Here is a 26,892-nt window from a genome sequence, read left to right on the forward strand (position 1 = left end):
ACGTGCACGACCCGCGACGACGGCGAAGCGGACGACGAGTGAGGAGCTCACGGTGAGCAGCCAGAACAGCTTCCAAGCGAAGGCTACCCTAACAGTCGGTGGGACCGACTACACGATCTTCCGCCTCGCGGCGGTCGAGGGCTCCGAGAAGCTGCCCTTCAGCCTCAAGGTGCTGCTGGAGAACCTGCTGCGCACCGAGGACGGCGCGAACATCACCGCCGACCACATCCGCGCCCTGGGCGGCTGGGACCCGGACGCCGAGCCGGACACCGAGATCCAGTTCACCCCCGCCCGTGTGATCATGCAGGACTTCACCGGCGTGCCCTGCATCGTCGACCTCGCCACCATGCGCGAGGCCGTGGCCGAGCTCGGGGGCGACGCCGCGAAGATCAACCCGCTGGCGCCGGCCGAGCTGGTCATCGACCACTCCGTCATCGCCGACGTCTTCGGCCGCCCCGACGCCTTCGAGCGCAACGTCGAGATCGAGTACGGCCGCAACCGCGAGCGCTACCAGTTCCTGCGCTGGGGCCAGACCGCCTTCGACGACTTCAAGGTCGTCCCCCCGGGCACCGGCATCGTGCACCAGGTCAACATCGAGCACCTGGCCCGCGTGGTCTTCCCGCGCGAGGTCGGCGGCGAGCTGCAGGCCTACCCCGACACCCTGGTGGGCACCGACTCGCACACCACGATGGTCAACGGCCTGGGCGTGCTGGGCTGGGGCGTGGGCGGCATCGAGGCCGAGGCGGCCATGCTGGGTCAGCCGGTCTCGATGCTCATCCCGCGCGTGGTCGGCTTCAAGCTGACCGGGTCCATCCCCGCCGGCGCCACCGCCACCGACGTCGTGCTGACCATCACCCAGATGCTGCGCGAGCACGGTGTCGTCGGCAAGTTCGTGGAGTTCTACGGCGAGGGCGTGGGCGCCGTGCCGCTGGCCAACCGCGCCACCATCGGCAACATGAGCCCGGAGTTCGGCTCCACCGCGGCGATCTTCCCGATCGACGACGTCACGCTGGACTACCTGCGCCTGACCGGCCGCAGCGACGAGCAGGTCGCGCTCGTCGAGGCCTACACCAAGGACCAGGGCCTCTGGCACGACCCGTCCCGGGAGGCGAAGTACTCCGAGTACCTCGAGCTGGACCTGTCCACCGTGGTGCCGAGCATCGCCGGCCCCAAGCGCCCGCAGGACCGCATCGCGCTGACCGGCGCCAAGGAGGCGTTCCGCGCCGCCCTGGGCGACTACGTCACCGACGAGGTGCCCGGCGACGCGCCCTCGTCCGCGATGAGCAGCACGATCGACGACACGGCGACGGCCACGCAGGACGAGGCCAGCGCGGAGAGCTTCCCCGCCTCCGACCCGCCGGCCGCCTCCGGCGGCGACGGCGGCGACGCCCCCGCCGACCCCGGCGCCGCGTCGGGCCGGCCGTCGAGGAAGGTCGCCGTCACGATGGAGGACGGCACGCGGACGGAGATCGACCACGGCGCCGTCGCCATCGCCTCGATCACCTCCTGCACCAACACCTCCAACCCCTCGGTGATGATCGCCGCGGCGCTGCTGGCGAAGAACGCCGTGGAGAAGGGCCTGACGGCCAAGCCCTGGGTGAAGACGTCGCTGGCGCCGGGCTCGAAGGTCGTCACCGACTACTACGAGAAGGCCGGCCTGACCCCCTACCTGGAGAAGCTCGGCTTCCACCTGGTCGGCTACGGCTGCGTCACCTGCATCGGCAACTCCGGCCCGCTGCCCGAGCCCGTCTCGGCCGCGGTGCAGGAGAACGACCTCGCCGTCACCGCGGTGCTCTCGGGCAACCGCAACTTCGAGGGCCGGATCAACCCGGACGTCAAGATGAACTACCTCGCCTCCCCGCCGCTGGTCATCGCCTACGCGATCGCCGGCACCATGGACTGGGACGTCGAGGACGACCCGATCGGGCAGGACGAGTCCGGCCAGGACGTCTTCCTGCGCGACATCTGGCCCGACGCCGCCGAGGTCGAGCGGGTCATCGGCGAGGCCATCAGCAAGGACATGTTCGTCAAGGACTACGCGGACGTCTTCGCCGGCGACGAGCGCTGGCAGGGCCTGCCCACGCCCGAGGGCGACACCTTCGCGTGGGACGCGGAGTCCACCTACGTGCGCAAGCCCCCGTACTTCGAGGGCATGCAGGCCGAGCCGTCCCCGGTGACCGACATCTCCGGCGCGCGCGTGCTGGCGCTGCTGGGCGACTCGGTGACCACGGACCACATCTCGCCGGCGGGTTCCATCAAGCCCGACAGCCCGGCCGGGAAGTACCTGTCCGAGCACGGCGTGGAGCGCAAGGACTTCAACTCGTACGGCTCGCGCCGCGGCAACCACGAGGTGATGATCCGCGGCACCTTCGCCAACATCCGGCTGCGCAACCTGCTGCTGGACGGCGTCTCGGGCGGCTACACCCGCGACTTCACCGCCGGCGGCGAGCAGACGTCGATCTACGACGCGGCGCAGCACTACGCCGAGCAGGGCACCCCGCTGGTCGTCCTGGGCGGCAAGGAGTACGGGTCCGGGTCCTCGCGCGACTGGGCGGCCAAGGGCACCGCGCTGCTGGGCGTGCGGGCCGTCATCACCGAGAGCTTCGAGCGCATCCACCGCTCGAACCTCATCGGCATGGGTGTCGTGCCGCTGCAGTTCCCGGCGGGTGAGAGCGCGAACTCCCTCGGCCTGGACGGCACCGAGATGTTCGACGTCTCCGGCCTCACCGAGCTCAACGAGGGCCGCACGCCGCGCACCGTGAAGGTGACCGCCACGAAGGAGGACGGCTCCACGGTGGAGTTCGACGCCGTCGTGCGCATCGACACCCCCGGTGAGGCGGACTACTACCGCAACGGCGGCATCCTGCAGTACGTGCTGCGCTCGCTGACGAACGCCTGACGAACGCCTGACGGGCGCCTGACGGGCGCCTGACGGGCGCCTGACGGCGAGGAGGGCGGTCACCCCCGTGGGGTGGCCGCCCTCCTCGCGTTCAGTGCCGCCCGGTAGCCCCGTCGCCCGGTCAGTCCTCGCGGGTCGCGGTGACCGGGGCGCTGAGGAACTCCCCGGGCTCCAGCGCGCGCGAGCTGATGCGCACGTCGCCGACCCAGCCGTGAAAGCCCTGCCCGAAGACCTCCTCCGACTGGGTGGCGCCGAGGGCGAACGGCTTGCCGAGGGTGGCGATGCCCCGGGCGAGCGTGGACGGGTTGCGGGCGGTCCGCGACCCCTCGACGTGCACGACGCTGCGCCGGCCGTCGTTGACGATCGCCACGTGGACCCAGCGGCCGGGGTCGAGGGCGTGCGTCCAGGACGTCGGGTTCAGGTCGTCCAGCTCCGGGTACAGCACGAACTGCAGGAAGCGCTCGGGGCTGACGTTCAGGCTGCAGGTGGGCTCGTCGGGGCTGTAGCCCTGCGTCTTGCCCGCGTCGCCGTTCCTGCCCTCCCAGCTCAGCACGCCCATCCAGGCGTGGTCCCCGGTGAAGGGGTCGGGCAGCTTGAGGAACACCTCGATGGTGAACCCGGACAGGAACGTCTCGGAGTTCAGCGGCGCGCCCGGCGCGGTCTCCAGCACGGCCCCGCCGTCGGGGTCCTTGCGGCCGTCGAAGCGCAGGCTGGCGTGCGCGGGCTGGCCGTCGTGGTGCTCCGCGGACCAGGTGAGCGCCCCGGCGGTGCCGGCACCGATCAGCCGGGCGGTGAGGTCGTTGCCGTTGCCGGACAGGTCCTCCACGACGGTGCCGGCGGCGACGACCGCTCCCTCGGCGGCGCCGGGCAGGGCGTCGAAGCGCCAGTAGGCGGCGGTGTGCGGGCCCACCACGGTCGGGGCGGGCCGCGGGTCGGGCACCACCGGCGGGGCGAACCCGGCGAAGCGCCGGGCGGGCACCAGCTCGAAGGAGAAGCGGTCCGCGCCGCTCGTGCGCTCGACCTCCTCGCGCTGCAGCGGGGTGCGCTCCTCCTCGGGCACCGAGCGCAACCAGGGCGAGAAGGTCTCCACGTCCACGACACCGCGCTCCAGGTCGAACCGGTACAGGCGCAGCGCGGCGGCGCCCCCGTAGTACCGGTCCTGGTAGTTCGCCAGGTGGGCGTGCACGGGGTTGCCGGCGTCGTTGGTCAGCACGGTGCGCCCCACCGGCCAGAAGTGCCCGTTGAGGGTGAGGAAGACCTGGTCGCGCCCGCGCACCAGCTCCTCCCACAGGCGCCGGCCGTACTCCGACAGCTGCGCGGTGCCGTCGCCGCCGTCGGCGCTGACCAGCTCGTGGGAGACCAGGACCGTCGGCAGCGACGGGTTCTCGTCGAGGACCCGCCCGGCCCACGCCAGCCCCGCCTCCGACAGCCGCCAGTCCAGCGCCAGCACCAGCCAGTCCCGGCCGCCGGCGCGCACCACGTGGTGCGAGGAGTACCCGTCGGGGGAGGAGCCGCGGTGCGTCGGCACCCGGGCGGCGCGCCCGGGGCCGAAGTGGTGCAGGAACGGGGTGGCGCCGCGGGTGTCCTCCCCGCTGACGTCGTGGTTGCCCGCGACGACGGCGTGCGGCAGGTTCCGCCGCCCCGGGGGCAGCTCGGTGTCGAAGACGCGCGCGGCCAGCGCCGTCTCCGCCTCCGTGCCGTGCTCGGTGACGTCGCCGAGGTGGGCGAGGAAGGCGATGTTCTCCTCCGCCCGGTGCTCGCGCAGCCACGCCAGGGTCGCCGCCAGCGGTGCCGGGTCGGCGGCGTCGGCGTCGAAGAGGTACTGCGTGTCCGGCAGCACGGCGAGGGTGAAGCGCGGCGAGTCGGCGTCGAACGGGCCTCCGGCGGCCGCGGCCCGCGGCTGCGCCGGGGACGCGGACGCGGGGGACGCCGCGGCGGGGGAGGCCGCCGCGGCGGCGGCGGGGACGGTGAGGCCGGAGGCGATCAGCGCCCGGCGCGAGAGGTCGGGAGTCACCCCCTCACCCCAGCGCGCCCCGGTGCCGGTCTCGCCGCACCGCGGTGAACGGGGCTGCAGCGGGCGGTGAACACCTGCGCCGGGCACCCGCGGTGACCCTCCCGGGGCCGTCCGTGGCGCCTTCCCCCGCACGGGTGCGCCCGGAAGGGTCAACCGCACCGCTGCGCGTGCCGATGGAGGACCCGTGCGGCACCGCCCGGGTGCCGCTCTCGAGGACGGGGCGAGGCGTGTTCGACGAGGTGTGGCGCAGCCAGGGCGAGGACGTCGCCCCCGGGGTGGCCGCTGCCCTCCTGCACCTGGCGGCCGCCGGTGACCAGCCCGTCCTCGTCGTCTCCCGCCCCCGCCCGCCGGAGGCGCCCGAGCGGCCCCGCGTGCGCTGGGCCAACGCCACCCTCGCCGCCCTGCTGGGCGCCGCGCCCGGCGACCTGCTCGACCTGGCCGTCGGCCGCGTCCTGCGCGGCGCGGACGCCCCCGGCGCCCTGGTGCGCGAGCGCTGCACCCGCTTCACCGTCGAGGCCGTCACCGCCTCCGGCGAGGTGCGCGCCACGGAGGTGGCCGCCTGGCCCGTGCCCGAGCGGATCAGCGGTTTCGGGGCCGTCTCCGAGCGCCTGCGCGTCGACGTGGCGCTGGCCGCGGAGGACCACTGGGTGCTGCAGCTGCTCAGCCCCGACGACGAGCGCTCGCGCGCCGCGCTGCGCGCCGCGGAGGAGCGCTTCGCCACCCTCGCGCAGGACTCCCCGGTGCCCACCCTCGTCTCCGACGTCGGCGCGCGCCTGTCCCGCGTCAACGACGCCTTCGCCTCGCTGCTGGGCGTGCCGGCGCAGGAGCTGTGCGGCACGGGCTGGCTGACGCACGTGCTCGACGACGAGCGCGGTCGCGTGGCGCAGGCCGTCGCCGACGTCCTGGCCGGCGAGCGCGTCGTCTTCGACACGCGGCTGCGCACCTCCGCCGGGCAGGTCCGCTGGGTCACGGTGCGCCTGGCGCCCAGCCGCACCCCCGGTTACGGCGCCGGGTTCGTCGGCACCGTGGAGGACGTCACCGACCGCCGCGCGCGGGAGAACCGGCTGGCGTACCAGGCGCAGCACGACCTGCTGACGGGCCTGCCGAACCGCCTGGCGCTGCTGGAGCACCTGGGGGAGCTGCTGCCCGACGCGGCCTGCCCCGACGCGGCCGGCGTGCCGCTGCCGCCGGTGCACCCCGCGGCGCCGGTGGGCGTGCTCATGGTGGACCTGGACGACTTCAAGACCGTCAACGACGGCCTGGGCCCGGAGGCGGGCGACGCGGTGCTCGTGGAGGTGGCGCGCCGGCTGGTGCGCACCGTGCGCACCGGTGACCTGGTGTCCCGCCCCGGCGGCGACGAGTTCGTGCTCGTGTGCCACGACCTGCCCGACGAGTCCGCGGTGGAGGCCACCGCGCGGCGCGTGCTGGACGCCCTGGTGGCGCCCGTGGAGGTCAACGGCCTGCGCCTGCGGGTCGCCGCCAGCGTCGGCGTCGTGCTGCTGAGCGGTGAGCCGGGCGGCGCCGAGGAGGTCGTGCGCGACGTCGGCATCGCCACCCACGAGGCCAAGGCCGCCGGGGGCGGCCGCTGGGCGCTGCTGGACGAGGACGTGCGCCAGCGCGCGCGCCGGTCCCTGCGCCTGGTCGCGGACCTGCGCGAGGCGCTGGCGCGGGGGACGCTCGACGTGCACTACCAGCCGGTGGTGCGCCCCGGCACGCCCACCCGCCCGCACGCCCAGCTGCTGTCGGTGGAGGCGCTGGCCCGCTGGCGGCACCCCGAGCTGGGCCCGATCGACCCGGCGACGTTCATCGAGGTCGCCGAGCGCGCCAACCTGGTGCCGGCGCTGGACGCGCACGTGCTGGCCGTGGCGTGCCGGGACCTGGCGACGTGGCGCGCCGAGGCGACGGCGGCGGGCCTGCCGCACGTCCCGCGGCGGGTGGCGGTCAACGTCTCCGCCGTGTCCCTGTCCGCGGACGGCTTCGCCGACGGGGTGCGCCGCACGGTCGCCGCCGCCGGCCTGCGGCTGGAGGACGTGTGCCTGGAGGTCACCGAGACCGCCCTGGCCAGCGACCTGCGCGCCTGCCGCACCGTGCTGGAGGAGCTGCGCCGCGACGGCGCGCTCGTGGCCATCGACGACTTCGGCACCGGGTACTCCTCGCTGGCGTACCTGGTGGACCTGCCCGCCGACCACCTGAAGGTGGACCGCTCCTTCGTGCGCGACCTGCGCGGCGGACGCGGCACCGGCGCCGCCGGCGCCGCGCGCGGCGGCCCGGCGCGCGCGGTGGCGGCCGCGATCGTCTCGCTGGCGCGCACCCTGGGGCTGGACGTGGTCGCCGAGGGCGTGGAGACGCACGAGCAGAACGACGTGCTCGTCGAGCTGGGCTGCGAGGCCGTGCAGGGGTACCTGTACGCGCGGCCCATGACCCGGGAGGACCTGTGGCGCGTGCTCTGCGACGGGGGCACCCTGGCCCCGCAGCCGGCCGGGCTGCCCTCCCCGAGGCAGGTGCCGGCGTGAGCGTGCCGCGCCCGCGCGCGGGTGCGGCCCCTCCCGTCCCGGCGTCCGCGCCGGGCACCTCCGCGGCCCCCGGCGGTGCCGTGGAGGTGCTGGGCCGCATCAGCGCCGCCCTGGACGACCTGCCCGCGCACCGCCCCGTGGCGGCCCGCGTCATCGCGCAGGCCGACGACCACCGTTCCGACGCGCGCTCGCTGGGGCAGACCCTCGGCTGCGACCCGGCGCTGACGGCGAAGGTGCTGCGCCTGGCGAACTCGGCGTACTTCGGCCTCAGCGGCCGCGTGTCCGCGCCGGCGTTCGCGGTGACCGTCGTGGGCTTCTCCACCGTGCGCAGCCTGGCCGTGGCGGCGATGGCGGGGCTGGAGGACGTCCCCGAGTCGCTGGAGGAGTTCTGGGAGCGCAGCGTCCTCACGGCCGTGGCCGCCGGGGAGGTCGCCGGGCGCCTCGGCGTGAAGGCGCCCGACGCCTTCAGCCTGGGCCTGCTGGCCCGGCTGGGGCAGGCGCTGCTGGTGCGCTGCGACCCGGACCGCTACCCGGCCGTCCTGGCGGGGGCGGCGGACCGCGAGGAGCTGCTGGCCGCCGAGGTGCACCTGTACGGCAGCAGCCACACGCGCGTGTCGGCCGAGGCGCTGGCCGCCTGGTCGTTCCCCGACGAGCTGCCCGCCGCGCTGGCGCAGGTGGACGCGCCCGGCTGGGCGTCGCCGCTGTCGGTGTCCGTGCGCCTGGGCGTGGAGCTGTCCGAGCGGCTGCTGGCGCCCGCCCGCGCCCCGCGCCCGGCCGGTCACCTCAGCGGCGGCCGCGTCGACGACGGGGAGCTGGACGCCCTGCGCAGCCGCGTGCAGCAGGTCGCGCAGGAGATGCTGCGCCTGCTGGCGGCCTGACGCCGCAAGTGGCGGCGGGTGCCGGCTACGGCCCCGCCGCGCACGCTCGCGCGGGTGCGGGCAGGATGGCCCCGTGTGCGAGGCGACGCCGGATGCTGAGGTCACCCTGCCTGATCACGAGCACTCGGCGCGCCGGGCCCGCCACTTCCTGTCCGAGGCCTACTGCGTGGTGCACCACGCGCGGGTCCTCGACGAGGCGGAGCTGCTCGTCTCGGAGCTGGTGACGAACGCGGTGCGCCACGGCGGCCCGCCCGTGCGGGTGCGCGTGCACTGCAACGGCACCGCCGGGATGCAGGTGTCCGTCTCCGACGGCGATCCGCGCCCGCCGGTGCGCCGCGAGGCCGCCCTGGAGGCGGAGGGCGGCCGCGGCGTCGCCCTCGTGGACATCGTCTCCGACCGGTGGGGCGTGGAGCGGGTGGGCGGAGGCAAGACCGTCTGGTTCGTCCTGTCGTGAGCCGCGCCCGCGACGGCGCCCGGCGCCCCCGGGCGCGCACCGCGGTGCGGCTGCTCGAACCGGCCGACGCCGCGGGCCTGGCGCGGCTGCTGACCGCGAACCGCGAGTTCCTGGCACCCTTCGAACCCGAGCGCGACGAGGGGTACGCCACCGAGGCGGGGCAGGCGGCGCTGATCGCGCACCTGCTGGCCGAGCACGCGGCGGGCCGGGTCGTGCCGTACGCCGTCGTCCACGACGGCGACCTGGTCGGGCGCAGCACCGTCAGCGAGGTGGTCCGCGGGCCCGCCCAGTCCGGCGACCTCGGCTACTTCGTCGCCGAGGAGGTCAACGGGCGCGGGGTGGCGACGGAGGCGGTGGCCCGCACGGTCGAGGCGGCCTTCGGCGAGCTGGGCCTGCACCGCCTGCAGGCGGGCACCCTGCTGTCGAACTCGGCGTCGCAGGCGGTGCTGCAGCGCAACGGTTTCGAGCGCATCGGCGTCGCCCGCGGCTACCTGCGCGTCGCCGGCCGCTGGCAGGACCACGTGCTGTACCAGCGCACCGCCTGACCGGGTGCCGTCCCCCTCGCGGCGCCGCGGCGCGTCACCCCGTGGGCCGGGCCGCCGGGGCGGTGACGTGCCGCACCAGGTCGGCCCACCCCTCGCCCAGGCGCTCGGCGCCGAGACCGCGCACCCCGGCCAGCTGGGCCGCCAGCGGCGCCTCCAGGCACGCCAGCAGGTAGAAGGCGAGCACGTCGAGGTCGCCGTCGACCCCCGCGGTGCGCAGCAGCACCCGCAGGTGGGTGCGGGCGAAGTCCCCGGGCGGGTCCACCCCGCCGCGCAGGTCCGCCCCGGCCGCGCGCAGCAGGTCGCCGCGCTCGGCGACGAAGCGCAGCCGGTGCCGGCCGAACGCCTCCAGGCGCGCCACGGGGTCGGCGCCCGGTCCCAGCGGCGGTGGACCGGCGAGGACCTGCTCCTGGAAGGAGCGCTCGAACTCGTCGAGCAGCGCGGTGAACAACCCCGAGCGCGAGCCGAACCGGCGGAACACGGTGCCCTTGCCGACGCCGGCGCGGGCGGCCAGGCAGTCCATGCTGAAACCCGCCACGCCCGACTCCTCGACGAGGGAGCGCGCCGCGCGCAGCAGCGCCTCGCGGTTGCGGGAGGCGTCCGCGCGCACCGGTCCCCGTCCCGGGGCCAGCACCGGCAGCGCGCGCGTCACACCGGGAGGGTAGGCCCCGCCCGGGGCGCCCGCGGGGTGACGGGGGTGGCGGGTGCGCCCGGGAGCGGACTACAGTCCGGGAACAAGCGGACCGCGGTCCGCCTTCTTCCGGTGGGGCCGCCGGACCCCACGGCCCGCCGGCCCCACCCCTCGTCCCACTCCCGTTCCGCCCCGTCACCCCGAGGAGTTCCCCGTGACCGACGTCCTCGTCCTGGTCGGCAGCCTGCGCGCCGCCTCCGTCAACCGCCAGATCGCCGAGACCGCCGTCCACCTCGCCCCCGAGGGCACCACCCTCCGGGTCCACGAGGGCCTGGGCGACCTGCCCTTCTACAACGAGGACGTCGACGTCGAGGGCTCCGTCCCGCCCGCCGCCGCCGCCCTGCGCGAGGCGATCGCGGCCGCCGACGCCGTCCTCGTCGTCACCCCCGAGCACAACGGCTCCATCCCCGCCGTGCTGAAGAACGCCGTCGACTGGGCCTCGCGCCCCTACGGCGCCAGCTCCCTGTCCGGCAAGCCGCTCGCCGTCGTCGGCAGCGCCTTCGGCCAGTACGGCGGCGTGTGGGCGCAGGACGACGCCCGCAAGGTCTTCGGCGTCGCCGGCGCGCGCGTGCTCGCCGAGGCCACCATGGCCATCCCCGCGTCCGTGGTGCGCTTCGCCGAGCTGCACCCCAAGGACGACACGGAGGTCACCGAGAAGCTCAGCGCCGTCCTGGACGCGCTCGTCGGCGCCGTCGAGCCGGCTGCGGCCTGACCCCACCGCGGCCCCACCGCGACCCGGCTCCGGCCCCGCCGGAGCCGGGGGAGCGGTCCTCCGCGCCGGGCTCGGCGAGACCCGGGCGCCCCGCTCGAGGTGCTCCGCCGGTCGCCGAGCCACCCGTGGCGGCGCCCCGGGCCGGCTGGCGCGGGGCCGCGCTGCGCCCGCTGAGCGCCGGCGCTCAGCGGGGCAGCAGGAGGGCGGCGAACGCCTCCACCTCGGCGACCATGTCGAGGTCCGGGTCGAGCAGCCACTGCACCTGCAGGCCGTCGAGCAGGGCGGACAACTGCCGTGCCACCACGAGGGGGGCCACGTCGTCGCGCAGCCGGCCGAGCGCCTGGTCGCGGGCGATGCCGGCGCTGATCGTCTGCGCGTAGCCGTGGTAGTGCTCGCGGAAGAAGAGGTTCGCGGGGTGGTCGGGGTCGGTGGACTCGGCGGCCACGGTGGTGTGCAGGGCGACGATCCCGCGGGTGGTGGCGCTCTCGCGGACGTTCTCGACGACGGCGTCCATCACCCCCCGCTCGCTCATGAGGCGTTCGATGACGGGTGTCTGCACCTCCCGGCGCCGCTGGAGGACGGCGATGAGGAGCTGGTCCTTGGAGCCGAAGTGGTGCAGCAGGGAGGTGTGGCTGACCCCGACGCGCTCGGCGATCTCCCGCAGGGAGCTGCCGCGCAGGCCCTGCTGCGCGAAGACGTCGAAGGCCGCGTCGAGGATCTCCTCGCGCCTGCCGGCGGTCTTGGCGTAGGGCCCCCGCTTGCCGCCGGACCGCCGGGTCGCGGCGGGTGCAGCGGCCTGGTCGTGCGCGGTCACCGTCGTCCTCCCCGTCCCCGGACTGCCCGCCCGGTGCCGGAACGCTAGCAAGCGCCCGCCCGGACCACGAACATTGACCAAGCGGACAATTTCACTTACGGTCGTGGTGTCGCGGCCACCGTGGGCCGTCCGAGCAGTGAGGTCCTCGATGGCCGTGGACAGCAGGCCCCGCACCGCCCCCCTCCCCGTCGACCAGCGCGTCGAGGACCTGCTGGGCCGCATGACGCTGCAGGAGAAGGCCGGTCAGCTCTTCCACACGATGGTGGCGATCGGGCCCGGCGGTGAGCTGGCAGCGGCCGCCCCGGAGGTCGGGCTGGCGGACACCACCGAGCTCGTCGCCGGCCTGGGCATCTCGCACCTGAACCTCGTCGGCCCCGTCGCCTCGGCCCGAGAGGCCGCGCAGTGGCACAACCGCCTGCAGGACCTCGCCCGCAGCACGCGCCTGGGGATCCCGGTCACCGTCTCCTCCGACCCGCGCAACGCCTCCGCCGACAACCCCGGTGCGGCCGCCGCGGCGGGGGCGCTGTCGCAGTGGCCCGAACCGCTGGGTCTGGCGGCCACCCGCGACGCGGGGCTGGTCTGGCGGGCCGCCGACGCCGCCCGCCAGGAGTACCTCGCGCTCGGCATCCGCTCCGCGCTGCACCCCCAGGTGGACCTGGCCACCGAGTACCGGTGGTCGCGCATCAGCGGCACGTGCGGCGAGGACCCGCAGCTGACCAGCGAGCTCGTCGCCGCGTACGTCGAGGGTTTCCAGGGCGCCTCGCTGGGCCCGGCCTCGGTGGCCACGACCACCAAGCAATTCCCCGGCGGCGGCCCGCAGAAGGACGGGGAGGACCCGCACTTCCCGTACGGCCGGGAGCAGGTCTACCCGGGCGGCAACCTGGAGGACCACCTGCGCCCGTTCGCCGCGGCCATCGCCGCCGGCACCGCGCAGGTCATGCCGTACTACGGGATGCCCGTGGGCACCGACCTGGAGGAGGTCGCCTTCGGGTTCAACCGCGGCGTGGCCACCGGCCTGCTGCGCGAGCGGATGGGTTTCGACGGCGTGGTGTGCACCGACTGGGGCCTGATCACCGACGCGTCGATCTTCGGCCAGTGGATGCCGGCCCGCGCCTGGGGGGTGGAGCACCTCAGCCCGCTGGAGCGCGTGGAGAAGGCCCTGCACGCCGGTGTCGACCAGTTCGGCGGCGAGACGCGCACCGACCTCGTCCTGGAGCTCGTGCGCTCCGGCCGGGTGCCGCAGTCCCGCCTGGACGAGTCCGTGCGCCGCCTGCTGCGCGTGAAGTTCCAGCTCGGGCTGTTCGAGGACCCGTACGTGGACGTGGAGGCGGCCGGGCGCACCGTCGGGCGCGCCGACCTGCGCGCCGCCGGCCTGGCCGCGCAGTCCGCCTCCGTCACCGTCCTCACCGACCGCGCCCCCGGCGGTGGCCGGTTGCTGCCGCTGCGGCCCGGCACCCGCGTGTTCCTCGACGGGCTGGACCCGGCCGCCGTCGGCGACGACGTCGTCGCCGTGCCGGACCCGGCGCGCGCGGACGTCGCGGTCGTGCGCGTGCAGGCGCCCCACGAACCCCGGCCCGGGGGGTTCGAGGCGCACTTCCACACCGGTGCGCTGGAGTTCGGCGCCGAGGAGCTCGAACGCGTCCTCTCGGTGGCGCGCACCGTGCCCACCGTCGTCGACGTCCACCTCGACCGCCCCGCCGCGCTCCCGGAGATCGCCGAGGCGGCCGCCTGCCTGACGGCCACCTTCGGGGTGGGCGACGAGGCGCTGTGGGCGGTCCTGACCGGGCGCGCGGTGGCGCGCGGCCGGCTGCCCTTCGACCTGCCCCGTTCCACCGCCGCCGTGGCCGCCAGCCGCAGCGACGTCCCGTTCGACACCGCCGACCCCGTCTTCCGCTTCGGCGACGGCCTCGTCGGCTGACACCGCCCCCCCTCGACTGGTTCGAAGGAGAATCCGTGAGCACCAACCCCTCGATCCCCGCGCCCCTGTCGGAGCGCCGGGCCTGGTACGTCGCCGTCGTCGCCGGCATGGCCTCCTACCTCGACGCCGGCGCCATCGCCGGCACCGGCGTCGCCCTGGCCCTGTACAAGGACGAGCTCGGCATCGGCGACGGCCAGTTCCAGCAGCTGTCGGCCCTGCTGACCGCCATGATCGCCGTCGGTGCGCTCGTCGGCGGCCGCCTGTCCGACCGGTTCGGGCGCAAGCGGGTCTTCGGCGTCACGATGGTCCTGTTCGCCGCCGGCGCCGCCCTGCTGACGTTCGCGCCGGGCCTGGCGCTGCTCTACCCGGGTGTGGCGCTGCTCGGGTTCGCGGCCGGCGCCGACCTGCCGCCGTCGCTGGCGATGGTCGCCGAGAGCGCACCGGAGGGGAAGAAGGGCAAGATGGTGGCCTTCTCCCACGTGCTGTGGATGGTCGGCGTGGTCGCCGTCATCCTGCTGCAGATCGGCGTCGGGCCGATGGGCACCACCGGCGGCCGGATCGTCTACGGGCAGCTGCTCGTCATCGCGCTCGTCGTCCTGGTCCTGCGCCTGGGCCTGCCGGAGTCGCGCGAGTGGAGCGCGGCGCGTTCCGGGCGGACCCGTGAGGTGCAGCGCGAGGACATCGACTTCCGCTCGCTGGCGAACCTGTTCCGCTCCCGCTACGCCGCCCCGCTGGTGGCCACCGGCCTGTTCTACGCCCTGGCCAACATCGCGGCGAACACCAACGGCCAGTACGGCACCGTGCTGTACACGCAGTACGCCGGCCTGGACTTCCAGACCGCGGGCGTGCTGAGCCTGATCGGGCTCGTCGTCGTCTTCGTCGGCATGGTCAGCCTCATGCGCCTGGTGGACACCCGTCACCGCACCACCGCCTTCCTCGTCGGCACGGTGCTCGTGGTCGGCGCGTGGCTCGTCCCGGCGCTGGCGGGCCTGTCGGCCACCACCCTGGCCGTGGCCAGCTACCTGTTCGCCCTGGGCGGCGCGATCGCCGGCGAGCCGATGTACAAGGTGTGGTCGCAGGAGCTCCTGCCGACCCTGTACCGCAGCAGCGCGCAGGGCATCACCATCGCCTTCGCCCGCGTCGTCGCCGCCGTCGTCGCGCTGTTCACCCTGTCGATCCTCAACGCCGGCACCAGCTACCTGTTCTACTTCCTCGCGGGCACCAGCCTGGCTGCGTGCCTCATCGGCCTGCTGTGGATCTCCCGGATCCCGCGGGTGGACTCCGTGGCCGAGGAACCCTCGCCCGGGGCCCGCGCCCCGCAGCACACCGCCTGACCCCGTTCCCGCCCGCACCGGAAGGCCCGCCCGTGACACCCCGCCCCGTCTCCGTCCGCTTCGAGCACCACGAGCCGGGGCGGCTCGGCACGGGGGAGTCCCGGCCGCGCCTGTCCTGGCGCGTCGAGGACGCCCCCGAGGGCTACCGGCAGCTCGGCTACCGCGTGGAGGTCGGCGTCGAGGCACCCGCGGGCGCCGTGGAGGTCAGCGTCCACGAGGTGGACGGCGGCGAGCAGGTCCTGGTGCCCTGGCCCGCCCGGGACCTGAACTCCCGCGAGCGCGTGCGCGTGCGCGTGCAGGTGCGGGGCCCGGCGGGCTGGGGCGGGGGGAGCGAGCCCGCCGTCCTGGAGACGGGACTGCTGCGACCGGAGGACTGGACGGCCCGCTTCGCGGGTGCCCCCTGGCCGCAGGAGGCCGGCACCGACCGCCGCCCCTGCCGGGTGCGGCACGAGTTCGACCTGCCCGGCGGCATCGTGCGCGCCCGCCTGCACCTGAGCGCCCACGGGCTGGCCGAGGCGGAGGTCAACGGGCAGCGGGTGGGGGACGAGGAGCTGACCCCCGGCTGGACCAGCTACCACCACCGGCTGCGGTACGCCACGTTCGACGTCACCGACCTCGTGCGCCCCGGCGCGAACGCGATCGGCGTGTGGCTGGGTGACGGCTGGTGGCGCGGTCGCCTCGGTTTCGAGGGCGGCCGGCACGACGTGTACGGCAGCGACCTGGCGGCGCTGGCCCAGCTGGAGGTCACCACGTCCGACGGGGTGCTGCACACGGTCGCCAGCGGTCCGGACTGGCGGGCCGGGTCCGGGCCGGTGCTGTTCTCCGGGCTGTACGACGGTGAGCGCTTCGACGCCCGCCTGCACGACGCGGCGTGGTCCCTGCCCGGGTTCGACGACGCCGGGTGGGAACCGGTGCGCACGTCCCCGCTCGACGCGAGCGTCCTGGTCGCCCCGACCGGGCCGCCGGTGCGCTGCACGCAGGAGCTCCTCCCGGTGTCCGTCGAGGCGAAGGGGCAGGGGCGGTTCGTGCTGGACTTCGGGCAGAACCACTCCGGCAGGTTGCGCGTGCGCACCGACGGACTGGCCGGCGCGCAGGTCACCCTGCGGCACGCCGAGGTCCTGCAGGACGGTGAGCTGTGCACCCGCCCGCTGCGGCAGGCCGCCGCCACCGACGTCCTCGTCCTGCCCGGCGATCCCCTCGCGTGGGAACCGCGGTTCACGATCCACGGGTACCGCTACGCGGAGGTCTCCGGGTGGCCCGGCGAGCTGAACCCCGGTGACGTGGTCTCCCGCGTCCTGCACAGCGACCTGGAGCGCACCGGGTGGTTCTCCTGCTCGGACCCGCTGCTGGAGCGCCTGCACGAGAACGTCGTGTGGTCGTTGCGCTCGAACTTCGTCGACGTGCCCACCGACTGCCCGCAGCGCGACGAGCGGCTCGGCTGGACCGGTGACCTGCAGGTGTTCGCGCCCACCGCGGCGTTCCTGTACGACGTCTCCGGTTTCCTGGGGTCCTGGCTGGCCGACCTCGCCGCCGAGCAGGCCGAGCTGGGCGCGGTGCCCTACTACGTGCCGTGGATCCCCCTGGGCTTCTGGGCGAGCGTCCTGGAGCTCCCGGCCGCGGTGTGGGACGACGTGGCGGTCCTGACCCCCGGGGTCCTGCACGAGCGCACCGGTGACACCGCCGTGCTGCGCCGGCAGTACACCAGCGCCCGCGCCTGGGTGGAGCAGGCCGTGGCCGCGGCGGGCGACGACCTCGTGTGCGACAAGACGCGGCAGCTGGGGGACTGGCTGGACCCCGCCGCGCCGCCCGACGCCCCGTGGGAGGCCACCACCGAACCCGGCCTGGTGGCCACCGCGTACCTGGCGCGGTCGGTGCGCCGGCTGGCGCGGACCGCCACCGTCCTGGGGGAGGAGGCCGACGCGGCCCGGTACGCGGCACTGGCGCAGGACGTGACGGCCGCGTTCACCGGTCGGTACCTGCGCGAGGGCGGCCGGCTGAGCAGCGACACCCAGACCGCCTACGCCCTCGCGCTGGTGTTCGACCTGCTCCCCGAGCAGGTGCGGGCGCCGGCCGGCCACCGCCTCGCCGAACTCGTGGACGACGCCGGCGGGCGCATCGCGACGGGCTTCGCGGGCACGCCCGCCGTCACCGAGGCCCTCAGCGGCACCGGGCACGTGGCCCAGGCGTACCGGCTGCTGCAGAGCACCGAGTGCCCGTCGTGGCTGTACCCGGTGACGATGGGCGCCACCACCGTCTGGGAGCGGTGGGACTCGATGCTCCCCGACGGCACCGTCAACCCCGGTGACATGACCTCGTTCAACCACTACGCCCTGGGTGCGGTCGCGGACTGGCTGCACCGCGTCGTCGCCGGCCTCGCACCGAGTGCGCCGGGCTACCGGCGCATCCGCTTCGCGCCCCGCCCCGGCGGCACCGTGACCTCCGCCGCCGCGAGCCACCGCACCCCCTACGGCGAGGCGTCGATCCGCTGGAGCCGCGACGACGAGGGCCTGCACGTCGAGGTGCGCGTGCCGCCCGGGGCGAGCGGCGTGGTGGACCTGCCGGGCGCGGAGGTGACCGAGGTGCCGTGCGGCCGGCACGTCTTCCACGTCCCGGCCGCCCGCCCGTGAACCTGCGCAACCTGGACCTCAACCTGCTCGTCGCGCTCGACGCGCTGCTGCAGCAGCGCAGCGTCACCCGGGCCGCCGCGCAGGTGGGCCTGAGCCAGCCGGCGCTGTCCGCGTCCCTGGCGCGGTTGCGCCGGCACTTCGACGACCCGCTGCTGACCCGCGTGGGCAACGAGCACCAGCTGACACCGCTGGCGGTGCGGTTGCGCGAGCAGGCCCGCGTCGCGCTGGCGGGGGTGGAGCGGGTGTTCAGCGCCGAGCCCGACTTCGACCCGTCGTCGTCGGAGCGCGAGGTGCACGTGGTCAGCAGCGACTACGCCGAGGCGGTGCTCAGCGGGCCCCTGACCGCCCTGCTGGCGGCGGAGGCGCCCGGTGTGCGGCTGCGGTTCTCGGCCAACACCCCCTCGGTCGTGGAGAACGCCGAGCGCACGCTCGTCGACGCTGACCTGCTGCTCCTGCCGCACGGGTTCCTCACCGACACCCCGCACGCGGACCTGCACCGGGACCGGTGGGTGTGCGTGGTGGCCGAGGACAACCCCGACGTGGGGGCCGAGCTGCACGTGGAGCAGCTGCGCTCGATGCCGTGGGTGGTGACCTACCACGGCCCGAGGGCCTCGACGCCCGCGGCACTGCAGATGCGGATGCTGGGCGTGGAACCGCACGTGCAGGTGGTCACCGAGCACTTCCTGACCGTCCCGGCGCTGGTGGCCGGCAGCGGGCGCATCGCCCTGCTGCAGGAACGGCTCGCGCGCCGGCTGCTGCCGGGCTCGGGTGTGCGGGCGCTGGTGCCACCGCTGGAGATCGGCCCCCTCGTGGAGGCGATGTGGTGGCACCCGGTGTACACCGCCGACCCCGAGCACACCTGGGTGCGCGACGTCGTGCGCCGGGCGGCGTCCTCCCTGCCACCGGTGCCCGCCTGACACCGAGCGTCCACCACCGGCGCGGTCAGCGCCGCGGCCGTCGCGGGCGCCGCGCCCCTGGTGCCGGCGCTGCCCACCGCCACGTGGCCCCTGCCCGCACGGGCATCAGTCCCGGTGATGACGGGCATCGGGAAGTGGTCCTTCCCCGATGGCCCGGGCGTGCCGCAGAGTCGTGGCAGGCCGCGGCGCGGCGCCTCCTGCGGCACCCCGCGCCGTCCCGGGCCGACGACGAGAAACCCGAGAGGACGTTCGATGACGAACCTGTTGGCGCACCTCGCCCACCTCGAGATCGCCTCCCCCGACGTGGAGGCCTCCGCCGCCTTCTTCGAGGCCGGTTTCGGCCTGCGCGTGGTCGACCGCGACGAGGACGGCTCCGTCTACCTGCGCTGCTGGGGCGACCACTACCCGTACTCGCTGGTGATCTCCCCCGGGGAGCAGCCGGCCCTGCTGACGATGGCCTGGCGCACCACCAGCGCGCAGGCGCTGGAGGACGCCGCCGCGCGGGTGGAGGCGAAGGGCGTGAGCGGGACCTGGCACGACAAGCGCCAGGGGCACGGCCGTTCCTACCGGTTCACCGGGCCCTACGGCCACACCACGGAGCTGTACTGGGACGTCCCTCGGCACACCGCCCCGGCCGAGCTGGCCTCGGTGTTCCCCGACCGCCCCGAGAAGCGTTCCTCGCACGCGGCAGCCCCGCGGTTCCTGGACCACGTCACCATCGCCGCCGCCGACGTCAAGGGCTTCGCCGCCTGGTACTCGGAGGTCCTGGGCTTCCGCACCATGGCGTTCACCGAGCTGGACCACGCCGACGTCACCGTCTTCAGCGTGCTGACGACCAACGAGAAGTCCCACGACCTCGGGGTCGTGCTCGACTCCTCCTCGCTCGGCGGGCGCGTGAACCACATCGCGTTCTGGACGGACTCGCACCAGGAGCTGCTGGTGGCCGCCGACGTCCTGATGGAGAACGGCGTGGACATCGAGTACGGCCCGTCCATCCACGGCATCGGCGAGCAGACCTTCCTGTACTTCCGCGAACCCGGCGGGATGCGGGTGGAGCTGAACACCGGCGGCTACCGCAACTACGTGCCGGACTGGAAGCCCAACACGTGGAAGCCGTCGCTGGGCTCGAACAGCATCTACCGCAACGGCGCCATGCCGATGTCGATGACCGAGTGCTTCCCGCCGGACGCCGGCAGGCCGAGCGCCACCGAGGAGGGCGTGCTGCCCGGCACCGAGGACGCCCTGGTGAACCCGTACGCCCGCCAGGGCCAGGGCTGAGAAGCCCGCAGGATCGAGGAGAGTCGTGTTCCAGTACTTCCCCGGCAACTACGTGTGGAACCTGTCCGTGAACCTCGCGATGGAGATGGGCGCGCGGATCGGCGAGGTCGACGTCATCTGCAAGCCGCTGCTGGAAGCCGCCCAGCGCGGTGAGGACGCCGGCACCGCGGAGTTCACGGCCTCCTGGGAGCGTCAGGGCGACGTGCTCGTCGAGCTGGCCGCCGAGGACGAGGCCGCCGGCCGGCTGCGCTCGGCGGGGGAGAAGCTGGGCCGCGCGGCCACCTACTTCCTCACCGGCGAGCGCGTGCAGGCCGCCGGGCACGCCCCGCGCGTCGCCCTGTACGCGAAGTTCCGCGAGACGTTCGAGCGCGGGGTGCGCCTGGCCGGGGAGAACGCCGAACGGGTGCAGATCCCCTACGCGGGCGCCCACCTGTCCGGGATCCTCACCCGGGCGCTGAACCCGGACGGCACCCGCGTGCAGGGCCCGGCCCCGCTGCTCGTGCAGGTCAACGGCCTGGACAGCACCAAGGAGATGCTCTACCGCACCGGGCCGGGCGCCAAGCTCGCCGCCCGCGGGGTCTCCACCCTGAGCATCGACCAGCCCGGAACCGGTGAGGCGCTGCGGCTGCACGAGATGCACGCGGTGCCCGAGGCCGAGCAGTGGGCCGGCCCGGTGTACGAGTTCCTCGCCGCCCGCGAGGACGTCGACGCGGGCCGGATCGGCCTGCTGGGGGTTTCCCTGGGCGGGTACTACGCCCCCCGCGCGGTGGCGTTCGAGCCGCGATTCGCCCTCGGCGTGGCGTGGGGCGCCAACCACGACTGGCGCGCCGTGCAGAAGGCGCGCCGCGAGCGCGAGGGGGAGCGCCCGGTCCCGCACTACTGGGAGCACGTGCGGTGGGTGTGGGGCGCGGAGGACCTGGACGGCTTCTTCGAGGTCGCCGAGCGCGTCCACCTCGACGGGGTCCTGGACCGCGTCCGGGTGCCGTTCCTCGTCACCCACGGTGAGCACGACCGGCAGATCCCCCTCGCGTACGCGCACCGCACGTACGAGCAGCTGGTCAACTCCCCGGACCGCGAACTGGTCGTCTTCACCGACCGCACCGGCGGCACGGCCCACTCCAGCGTCGACAACGGGGCGGTGGCCACCGACCTCATCGCGGACTGGGTGGCCGAGCGCCTGGGCGGGCGGACGGAGTGAGCACCACCCGCCCGCGGGGACCGGCCGCCGCGCCCCTGGACCGGACCGACCCCGAGGGGGCGATCGCCGCGGCGGCCGCCCGCTGCTCGAACTGGGGTCGCTGGGGCGCCGACGACGTCAAGGGCACGCTGAACCTCATCACCGACGAGCACCGCCGGCGCGCTGCGGCTCTGGTGCGCCGGGGGCGCAGCTTCTCCCTGGCGCAGCGCTTCGACATGGACGGTCCCCAGCGGGGCTGGCGGCGGCGGACCAACCCGGTGCACACCATGCTCGACACCGGCACCGACGCCGAACGGGGGCAGGGCTTCCCGCACGGCCTCGGTGGTGCGGACGACGTGGTGGCCATGCCGCTGCAGTGCTCCACGCAGTGGGACGGCCTCGGGCACATCTTCGACCACGGCCGGGCGTGGAACGGCCGCCGCGCCGGGGACGTCGTCACCTCCCTCGGCGACGCGGTCACCGGCATCGAGACCGTCGCCGCGGACTTCGCCGGGCGCGGTGTCCTGCTCGACGTGGGCCGGGCCCTCGGCGACGACGTCGCCGGCACCGGCGGTGAACTGCCCGACGGGTTCGCCATCACCCCCGAGCACCTGGAGGCGACCATCGCCGCCCAGGGGCCCACCGCCGCGGTCGGCCCCGGCGACATCCTCCTGGTGCGCACCGGTCAGTACGGCCGCACCCGGCGCGACGGCTGGGGCGAGTACGCGGGTGGGCCCGCCCCGGGGCTTTCGTTCACCACGGCCGACTGGCTGCACGAACGCGACCTCGCCGCCGTCGCCACCGACACCTGGGGCTTCGAGGTGCGGCCCAACGAGTTCGACGCGGCGTTCCAGCCGTTGCACCAGGTGGTCATCCCCCACACCGGCCTGTTCGTCGGGGAGATGTGGGCGCTGGAGGAGCTGGCCGCCGACTGCGCGGCCGACGGCACCCACGAGTTCCTCCTCGTGGCCGCACCGTTGCCGGTGACCGGGGCGGTGGGTGCACCGCTGAACCCGATCGCCCTGAAGTAGGACCGTCAGGAAGTTCCGTCAGAGAGGTGGGGCGACGATGCCCGCAGTCCGTTCCGTCCTGGTCGTCGGCGGGGGTGCCGCCGGGTGCGCTGCCGCCACCCTGCTCGCCGAAGCCGGGGTCGCGGTGCAGCTCGCCGAGAGCCGGGCGGGGGTCCCGGACGTCGGTTCCGGCATCACGTTGCAGGGCAACGCCCTGCGCGTGCTGCGCGGGCTGGGGGTGTGGCCGACCGTGCAGGAGGTGGGCTTCGCCTTCGACTCCGTGGGCATCCGCGCCCCCGACCCCGCCGGCACCCTCGTGGCGGAGATCCCCGACGTGCGCACCGGCGGTCCCGACCTGCCCGCCACCCTCGGGATGCCCCGCCCGGTCCTGGCGCGCATCCTGCTGGAGCGGGCGGCCGGCGCCGGCGCGCGGGTTCGGTTCGGCACCTCGGTGACCGGGTTGCGCCAGGACGCCGACGGCGTGGACGTGGACTTCTCCGACGGCTCCGGCGGCCGGTACGACCTGGTCGTGGGCGCCGACGGCATCCACTCCTGGACCCGCCGCGCCATCGGCATCGACGTCGAGCCGCGAGGCACCGGCATGGGCATCTGGCGCGTGTACGTCCCCCGCCCGCCGGAGGTGACCCGCACCGACCTCACCTACGGCGGTCCCTGCTACATCGCCGGGTACTGCCCCACGGGCCGGGACTCCGTCTACGCCTACCTCGTCGAGGACGTGCAGGACCGCTCCGGCCTGAGCCCGGCCGAGCAGGTCGAGGTCGTGCGCGAGCTCGCGAGCGCCTACCACGGCCCGTGGGACGCGATCCGCGAGAGCCTCACCGAGCAGACCCACGTCAACTACGCCCGCTTCGAGTCCCACCTCGTCGACGGACCCTGGCACCGCGGCCGCGTCGTCCTGGTCGGTGACGCGGTGCACTCGTGCCCGCCCACCGTCGCCCAGGGCGCCGCCCAGGCGCTGGAGGACGTCGCCGTGCTCGCCGAGCTGCTCACCGGCTCGGGCGGCGGCAGCGGCGAGCTCGACGCGGCCGCGCTGGACGAGGTGCTGCACCGGTACGCCGAGCGGCGCCGCGAGCGCGCCCGGCAGGTCGTCGACGCCTCCGTGCAGCTGGGCCGCTGGATGCTGGAGCACACCCCCCGCGAGCAGGCCGACGTGCCCGGGCTGATGCGCCGCATCTCCACCCTGGTGGAGGTGCCGGCGTGAGGTTCGCCCGCTGCGCCCACGCCGGCGCCGAGTTCTCCGCCGTCGTCACCGGTGCCTCCGGTGAGGAGGTGCTGCACGCGCTGCGTGCGGGGACCACGGTCCTCGACCTGGCCGGCGCCGGCCACGACGCGGCCCGGGAGGCCGCCGACTGGGCCGTGCGCTCCTCGCCCGCCGTGCCAGTGGCCGACGTGCGGCTCCTGCCGCCGCTGACCCCGCCGTCGGTGCGCGACTTCGTCACCTTCGAGGAGCACGTCGAGGGGGTGGTCCAGAGCGTCTCCGGCGGTGCGGGTGTGGTGCCGCAGTGGTACGAGGCGCCGACGTTCTACTTCACCAACCCGCACGGATTGATCGGCGCGCACGACGACGTGCCGGTCCCGCCGGGGTGCCGGCTGTTCGACTTCGAGCTGGAGGTCGCCGTCGTCGTCGGCGCCCCCGGCGCGAACCTGTCCCCGCGGGCCGCGCGCGAGCACGTCTTCGGCTACACGGTCCTGAACGACTTCTCCGCCCGCGACCTGCAGGGCCGGGAGATGAAGGTCAACCTCGGCCCCGCCAAGGGAAAGGACTCCGCCACCGCGCTCGGTCCGTGGGTCGTCACCCCCGAGGAGCTGGAGACCTTCCGCGACGACGAGGGCTACCTCGCGCTGGAGCTGCAGGCGTTCGTCGGGGACCGGCGCGTGGGGCGCGACCTGCTCTCCAACGCCGGCTGGACGTTCGAGGAGATGATCGCCTACGCCTCGCGCGGCACGTGGGTGCGTCCGGGGGACGTGCTCGGCTCGGGGACCTGCGGCAACGGCGGCTGCCTGGCCGAGCTCTGGGGGCGCCACGGCGCCCAGGAACCGCCTGCGCTGGCGCCGGGCGACGTGGTGCGCCTGGAGGTCGAGGGGATCGGCGCGCTGAGCAACCGCGTCGTGGCCGGGCCCGACCTCGCCGACCTGCCGGTGGTGCCGCCCGCGCGCCCGCGCCACCCGCAGCGCCGGCGCGGCGCTCCGCCGCCCACGGGCACGGTCGAGATCGCGGGCACGGGCACGGACGAGGGGGAGCGGTGAGCAAGCGGCGCAGCAGCCCGGCGCAGGCGCTCGAGGGCGTCCTGCGCGACGGCATGACGATCGCCGTGGGAGGTTTCGGGTTGTGCGGGGTGCCGTTCGCCCTCATCGACGCCGTGCGCGGGTCCGGCGTGCGGGAGCTGACGATCGTGTCCAACAACATGGGCGTCGACGGCCAGGGCCTGGGGGTGCTGCTGGAGAACGACCAGGTGAGCCGGGTTCTGGCCTCCTACGTGGGGGAGAACAAGCTCTTCGCGAAGCGCTACCTGGACGGCGACCTGGACGTGGAGTTCGTCCCGCAGGGCACGCTGGCGGAGCGGTTGCGCGCCGGCGGGGCCGGGATCCCCGCCTTCTACACCGCCACCGGTGTCGGCACACCGGTCGCCGAGGGCAAACCCACCGCCGTCCTCGACGGGCGCACGTACCTGCTAGAGCGCGGCATCGTCGCCGACCTGGCGCTGGTCCACGCGCACACCGGCGACGCGGAGGGCAACCTGCGCTACCGGCTGACGGCGCGCAACTTCAACCCCGTCGTGGCGACCGCGGCACCGGTGACGGTCGCGGAGGTGGAGCACCTGCTCGAGCCCGGGGGAGAACAGCCCCGAGTCGGCGGGCGCAGCGGGTACCTGGACCCCGACGACGTGCACACCCCCGGCGTGTTCGTCACCGCGGTGGTGCGCACCGACCGCGACCGCCCGATCGAGCAGCGCACCGTGCGCCCCCGGCCCGCGGCCGGCCCGTCAGAGCGATGAGAGGAGCACCCCGTGCCCTGGACCCGTGAGGAGATGGCCGCGATCGCCGCGGCCGAGCTGCGCGACGGCGACCACGTGAACCTGGGGATCGGCATCCCCACCCTGCTGGCCAACCACCTGCCCGAGGGGGTGCGCGTGACCCTGCAGAGCGAGAACGGCCTGCTCGGCCTCGGCCCCTACCCGTTCGAGGGCGAGGAGGACGCCGACCTGATCAACGCCGGCAAGCAGACCGTCACCGTGCTGCCCGGCGGCAGCTGCTTCGACTCGGCCACCTCCTTCGCGATGATCCGCGGCGGCCACGTCGCCGTCGCCGTCCTCGGGGCGCTGCAGGTCTCCGCGCGCGGGGACCTGGCCAACTGGCAGGTGCCGGGCAAGATGGTCAAGGGGATGGGCGGGGCGATGGACCTGGTCGCCGGCACCCCGCGCGTCGTCGTCGTCATGGAGCACCTCGCGCGCGACGGCAGCCCCAAGATCGTCGGCTCCTGCGACCTGCCGCTGACCGGCAGCGGCGTCGTGGACCGCGTCATCACCGACCGGGCCGTCTTCGACATCGGCCCCGGCGGGACCGGGCTCGAACTCGTCGTGCTCGCGCCGGGGGAGAGCGTGGAGGGCGTGCGCGCGCTGACCGGTGCGCCGTTCACCGTCGCCGCGGCGGTCGCGGCGGTCGCGGCGGTCGCGGCGGTCGCGACGGGAGGTCCGGCGTGAGCAGCGTGCTCGCCGGGTACGCCCGCACCCCCTTCGTGCGCAGCCTCGGTGCCTTCGCCACCGTGCCCGCCACGGTGCTCGGCGCCCACGCCGTCACCGCCGCCCTGCAGCGCGCCGGCATCGACCCCGGCCAGGTGCACGCCGTCGTCGGCGGGCAGGTCCTGCAGGCCGGCGCGGGTCAGAACCCCGCCCGCCAGTCCGCCGTCGCGGCCGGCATCCCGCTGACGGCCCCCGCGACCACCCTCAACGCCGTGTGCCTGTCGGGCCTGGAAGCCGTCGCGCAGGCGCACCGGCTCATCACCGCCGGCGAGGCCGACGTGGTCGTCGCGGTCGGGCAGGAGTCGATGTCCCTGGCCCCGCACGCCTGGGTGGGCTCGCGCACCGGCGCCCGCTTCGGCGCGGTGAGCGTGATCGACACCCTCGAGCACGACGGCCTGTCCGACGCCTTCGACGGCACTGCCATGGGGCTGGCCACCGACGCGGCGTGCACCGCGCTGGGCATCGACCGCGCGGCGCAGGACGCCTGGGCCGCGACCTCCCACCAGCGCGCCGCGCTCGCCGCTCGGAGCGGCGTCCTGGGTGAGGAGATCACCGCGGTCGAGGTCCCCGGCCGCCGAGGCAGCACCACCGTGGCCGCCGACGACGGCATCCGCCCCGACACCGCGCCCGAGGTCCTGGCCCGGCTGCGCCCGGCCTTCACCCCGGAGGGCACGATCACCGCGGGGTCCTCCTCGCAGATCACCGACGGGGCCGCCGCGCTGGTCCTCACCAGCGAGGCGTACGCCCGTGCGCACCGGGTCACCGGGTTGGCCGAGGTGCTCGCCCACGCCGTCGTCGCCGGCCCCGGCACCACCCTGCACGCCCAGCCGGCCAACGCGGCCGCGCGGGCGTTGCAGCGCATCGGCGCCGCACCCGGTGACGCGGTGGCCGTCGAGATCAACGAGGCCTTCGCGGCGGTGGCCGTGCACTCCACCCGCCTGCTCGGCGTCGACCCCGCCCTGGTCAACGCCCACGGTGGGGCCATCGCCCTGGGCCACCCGATCGGCGCGTCCGGGGCCCGCATCGCCGGGCACCTGGCGCTGCGCCTGCACCGCGCCGGGAGCGGCGCGCCGGGTGTCGCCGCGATCTGCGGCGGCGGAGGGCAGGGAGCGGCCCTCGTCCTGCGGGCGCGTTGACCCGCCGCGGGGCGGACCGCTCCTGCCCGTGGGCACCCGGGCTTCGAGCCGGGGTCAGCGTGGAAGAGGTCGCGGCGCTGGAACGCTGCTCGGGGTAGTCGGTCCAGTCCCGCGAGGGCATGCGCTGGGTCGTGGAACGCGTGCGTCGGGCGGGGCGACCTCCCGCCAGGGACTCGACGAACTGGAGGCGGCAACGGCGAGGGGATCAGCGCGGGCC

General features: G+C 75.2%; 21 protein-coding genes. 18 read left to right on the forward strand and 3 right to left on the reverse strand.

Annotated elements, in window-relative coordinates; all coding sequences use genetic code 11:
- Positions 1–52: 52 nt before the first annotated feature.
- Positions 53–2,899 (forward strand): aconitate hydratase, encoded by a 2,847-nt coding sequence (locus MN205_RS18245; RefSeq protein ID WP_242129790.1) that lies wholly within the window; start codon positions 53–55, stop codon positions 2,897–2,899.
- Between the two features lie 121 nt (positions 2,900–3,020).
- Here MN205_RS18245 and MN205_RS18250 read toward each other — a convergent pair whose 3' ends face one another.
- A complete protein-coding gene (locus tag MN205_RS18250) occupies positions 3,021–4,913 on the reverse strand; it encodes a LamG-like jellyroll fold domain-containing protein (RefSeq protein WP_242129791.1) in 1,893 nt (630 codons plus the stop codon).
- Between the two features lie 227 nt (positions 4,914–5,140).
- Between MN205_RS18250 and MN205_RS18255 the strand changes: the two genes are divergently transcribed.
- The 4 genes from MN205_RS18255 (at position 5,141) to MN205_RS18270 (ending at position 9,303) form a co-directional block, all read left to right on the forward strand.
- On the forward strand, positions 5,141–7,426 hold the full coding sequence (locus tag MN205_RS18255; protein WP_242129792.1) for a bifunctional diguanylate cyclase/phosphodiesterase: 2,286 nt from the start codon (positions 5,141–5,143) through the stop codon (positions 7,424–7,426).
- A complete protein-coding gene (locus MN205_RS18260) occupies positions 7,423–8,304 on the forward strand; it encodes an HDOD domain-containing protein (protein ID WP_242129793.1) in 882 nt (293 codons plus the stop codon). Before MN205_RS18255 ends, MN205_RS18260 begins: the two co-directional genes overlap by 4 nt.
- 73 nt (positions 8,305–8,377) lie before the next feature.
- Positions 8,378–8,758 carry an ATP-binding protein gene (locus tag MN205_RS18265; RefSeq protein ID WP_242129794.1) on the forward strand — a complete coding sequence of 127 codons (381 nt, stop codon included), beginning with the start codon at positions 8,378–8,380 and terminating at the stop codon, positions 8,756–8,758.
- The gene (locus MN205_RS18270) at positions 8,755–9,303 is read left to right on the forward strand and encodes a GNAT family N-acetyltransferase (RefSeq protein ID WP_242129795.1); all 549 of its coding nucleotides are present in this window, start codon (positions 8,755–8,757) and stop codon (positions 9,301–9,303) included. Before MN205_RS18265 ends, MN205_RS18270 begins: the two co-directional genes overlap by 4 nt.
- A 34-nt stretch (positions 9,304–9,337) precedes the next feature.
- Here MN205_RS18270 and MN205_RS18275 read toward each other — a convergent pair whose 3' ends face one another.
- Positions 9,338–9,952: a TetR/AcrR family transcriptional regulator gene (locus tag MN205_RS18275; RefSeq protein ID WP_242129797.1), complete on the reverse strand. Its 615-nt coding sequence runs from the start codon at positions 9,950–9,952 to the stop codon at positions 9,338–9,340.
- 193 nt (positions 9,953–10,145) lie between these two features.
- On the opposite strand from MN205_RS18275, the gene MN205_RS18280 reads away from it, so the two are divergent.
- Positions 10,146–10,703 carry an NAD(P)H-dependent oxidoreductase gene (locus MN205_RS18280; RefSeq protein ID WP_242129799.1) on the forward strand — a complete coding sequence of 186 codons (558 nt, stop codon included), beginning with the start codon at positions 10,146–10,148 and terminating at the stop codon, positions 10,701–10,703.
- A gap of 184 nt (positions 10,704–10,887) precedes the next feature.
- Here the strand turns inward: MN205_RS18280 and MN205_RS18285 are convergent, their stop codons facing one another.
- Positions 10,888–11,517 (reverse strand): TetR/AcrR family transcriptional regulator, encoded by a 630-nt coding sequence (locus MN205_RS18285; RefSeq protein ID WP_242129801.1) that lies wholly within the window; start codon positions 11,515–11,517, stop codon positions 10,888–10,890.
- A gap of 148 nt (positions 11,518–11,665) precedes the next feature.
- On the opposite strand from MN205_RS18285, the gene MN205_RS18290 reads away from it, so the two are divergent.
- The 12 genes from MN205_RS18290 (at position 11,666) to MN205_RS18345 (ending at position 26,675) form a co-directional block, all read left to right on the forward strand.
- Positions 11,666–13,435 carry a glycoside hydrolase family 3 protein gene (locus tag MN205_RS18290; RefSeq protein ID WP_374115972.1) on the forward strand — a complete coding sequence of 590 codons (1,770 nt, stop codon included), beginning with the start codon at positions 11,666–11,668 and terminating at the stop codon, positions 13,433–13,435.
- Positions 13,436–13,470: 35 nt separating this feature from the next.
- Positions 13,471–14,769, forward strand: a complete 1,299-nt coding sequence (locus MN205_RS18295) for an MFS transporter (protein WP_242129803.1) — start codon at positions 13,471–13,473, stop codon at positions 14,767–14,769.
- 32 nt (positions 14,770–14,801) lie between these two features.
- A complete protein-coding gene (locus tag MN205_RS18300; protein WP_242740395.1) occupies positions 14,802–17,396 on the forward strand; it encodes a glycoside hydrolase family 78 protein in 2,595 nt (864 codons plus the stop codon).
- Positions 17,393–18,313: a LysR family transcriptional regulator gene (locus MN205_RS18305; protein WP_242129804.1), complete on the forward strand. Its 921-nt coding sequence runs from the start codon at positions 17,393–17,395 to the stop codon at positions 18,311–18,313. Before MN205_RS18300 ends, MN205_RS18305 begins: the two co-directional genes overlap by 4 nt.
- 252 nt (positions 18,314–18,565) lie before the next feature.
- Positions 18,566–19,591: a VOC family protein gene (locus MN205_RS18310; protein ID WP_242129805.1), complete on the forward strand. Its 1,026-nt coding sequence runs from the start codon at positions 18,566–18,568 to the stop codon at positions 19,589–19,591.
- A 25-nt stretch (positions 19,592–19,616) separates the two neighbouring features.
- Positions 19,617–20,789, forward strand: a complete 1,173-nt coding sequence (locus MN205_RS22120; RefSeq protein WP_242129806.1) for a S9 family peptidase — start codon at positions 19,617–19,619, stop codon at positions 20,787–20,789.
- Positions 20,790–20,824: 35 nt separating this feature from the next.
- Positions 20,825–21,799: a cyclase family protein gene (locus MN205_RS18320; RefSeq protein ID WP_374115984.1), complete on the forward strand. Its 975-nt coding sequence runs from the start codon at positions 20,825–20,827 to the stop codon at positions 21,797–21,799.
- Between the two features lie 37 nt (positions 21,800–21,836).
- Positions 21,837–23,000, forward strand: a complete 1,164-nt coding sequence (locus MN205_RS18325) for an FAD-dependent monooxygenase (protein WP_242129808.1) — start codon at positions 21,837–21,839, stop codon at positions 22,998–23,000.
- Positions 22,997–24,046, forward strand: coding sequence for a fumarylacetoacetate hydrolase family protein (locus MN205_RS18330; protein WP_242129809.1), 1,050 nt, complete (start codon positions 22,997–22,999; stop codon positions 24,044–24,046). The genes MN205_RS18325 and MN205_RS18330 overlap by 4 nt, the downstream gene beginning before the upstream one ends.
- On the forward strand, positions 24,043–24,795 hold the full coding sequence (locus tag MN205_RS18335) for a CoA transferase subunit A (protein ID WP_242129810.1): 753 nt from the start codon (positions 24,043–24,045) through the stop codon (positions 24,793–24,795). Before MN205_RS18330 ends, MN205_RS18335 begins: the two co-directional genes overlap by 4 nt.
- A gap of 12 nt (positions 24,796–24,807) precedes the next feature.
- Complete coding sequence (locus tag MN205_RS18340; protein WP_242129812.1) at positions 24,808–25,500, forward strand: 3-oxoacid CoA-transferase subunit B; 693 nt, start codon at positions 24,808–24,810, stop codon at positions 25,498–25,500.
- A complete protein-coding gene (locus MN205_RS18345) occupies positions 25,497–26,675 on the forward strand; it encodes an acetyl-CoA C-acyltransferase (protein WP_242129815.1) in 1,179 nt (392 codons plus the stop codon). Before MN205_RS18340 ends, MN205_RS18345 begins: the two co-directional genes overlap by 4 nt.
- Positions 26,676–26,892: the final 217 nt, after the last annotated feature.

Origin of the sequence: Kineococcus sp. TRM81007 (genome assembly GCF_022669155.1) — a bacterium.
Taxonomy (GTDB): Bacteria; Actinomycetota; Actinomycetes; order Actinomycetales; family Kineococcaceae; genus Kineococcus.

Bases quoted from the DNA above. Each gene is read 5' to 3' on its own strand.
- MN205_RS18290 (WP_374115972.1), top strand. From the start codon at position 11,666: ATGGCCGTGGACAGCAGGCCCCGCACCGCCCCCCTCCCCGTCGACCAG.
- MN205_RS18310 (WP_242129805.1), top strand. From the start codon at position 18,566: ATGACGAACCTGTTGGCGCACCTCGCCCACCTCGAGATCGCCTCCCCC.
- MN205_RS18325 (WP_242129808.1), top strand. From the start codon at position 21,837: ATGCCCGCAGTCCGTTCCGTCCTGGTCGTCGGCGGGGGTGCCGCCGGG.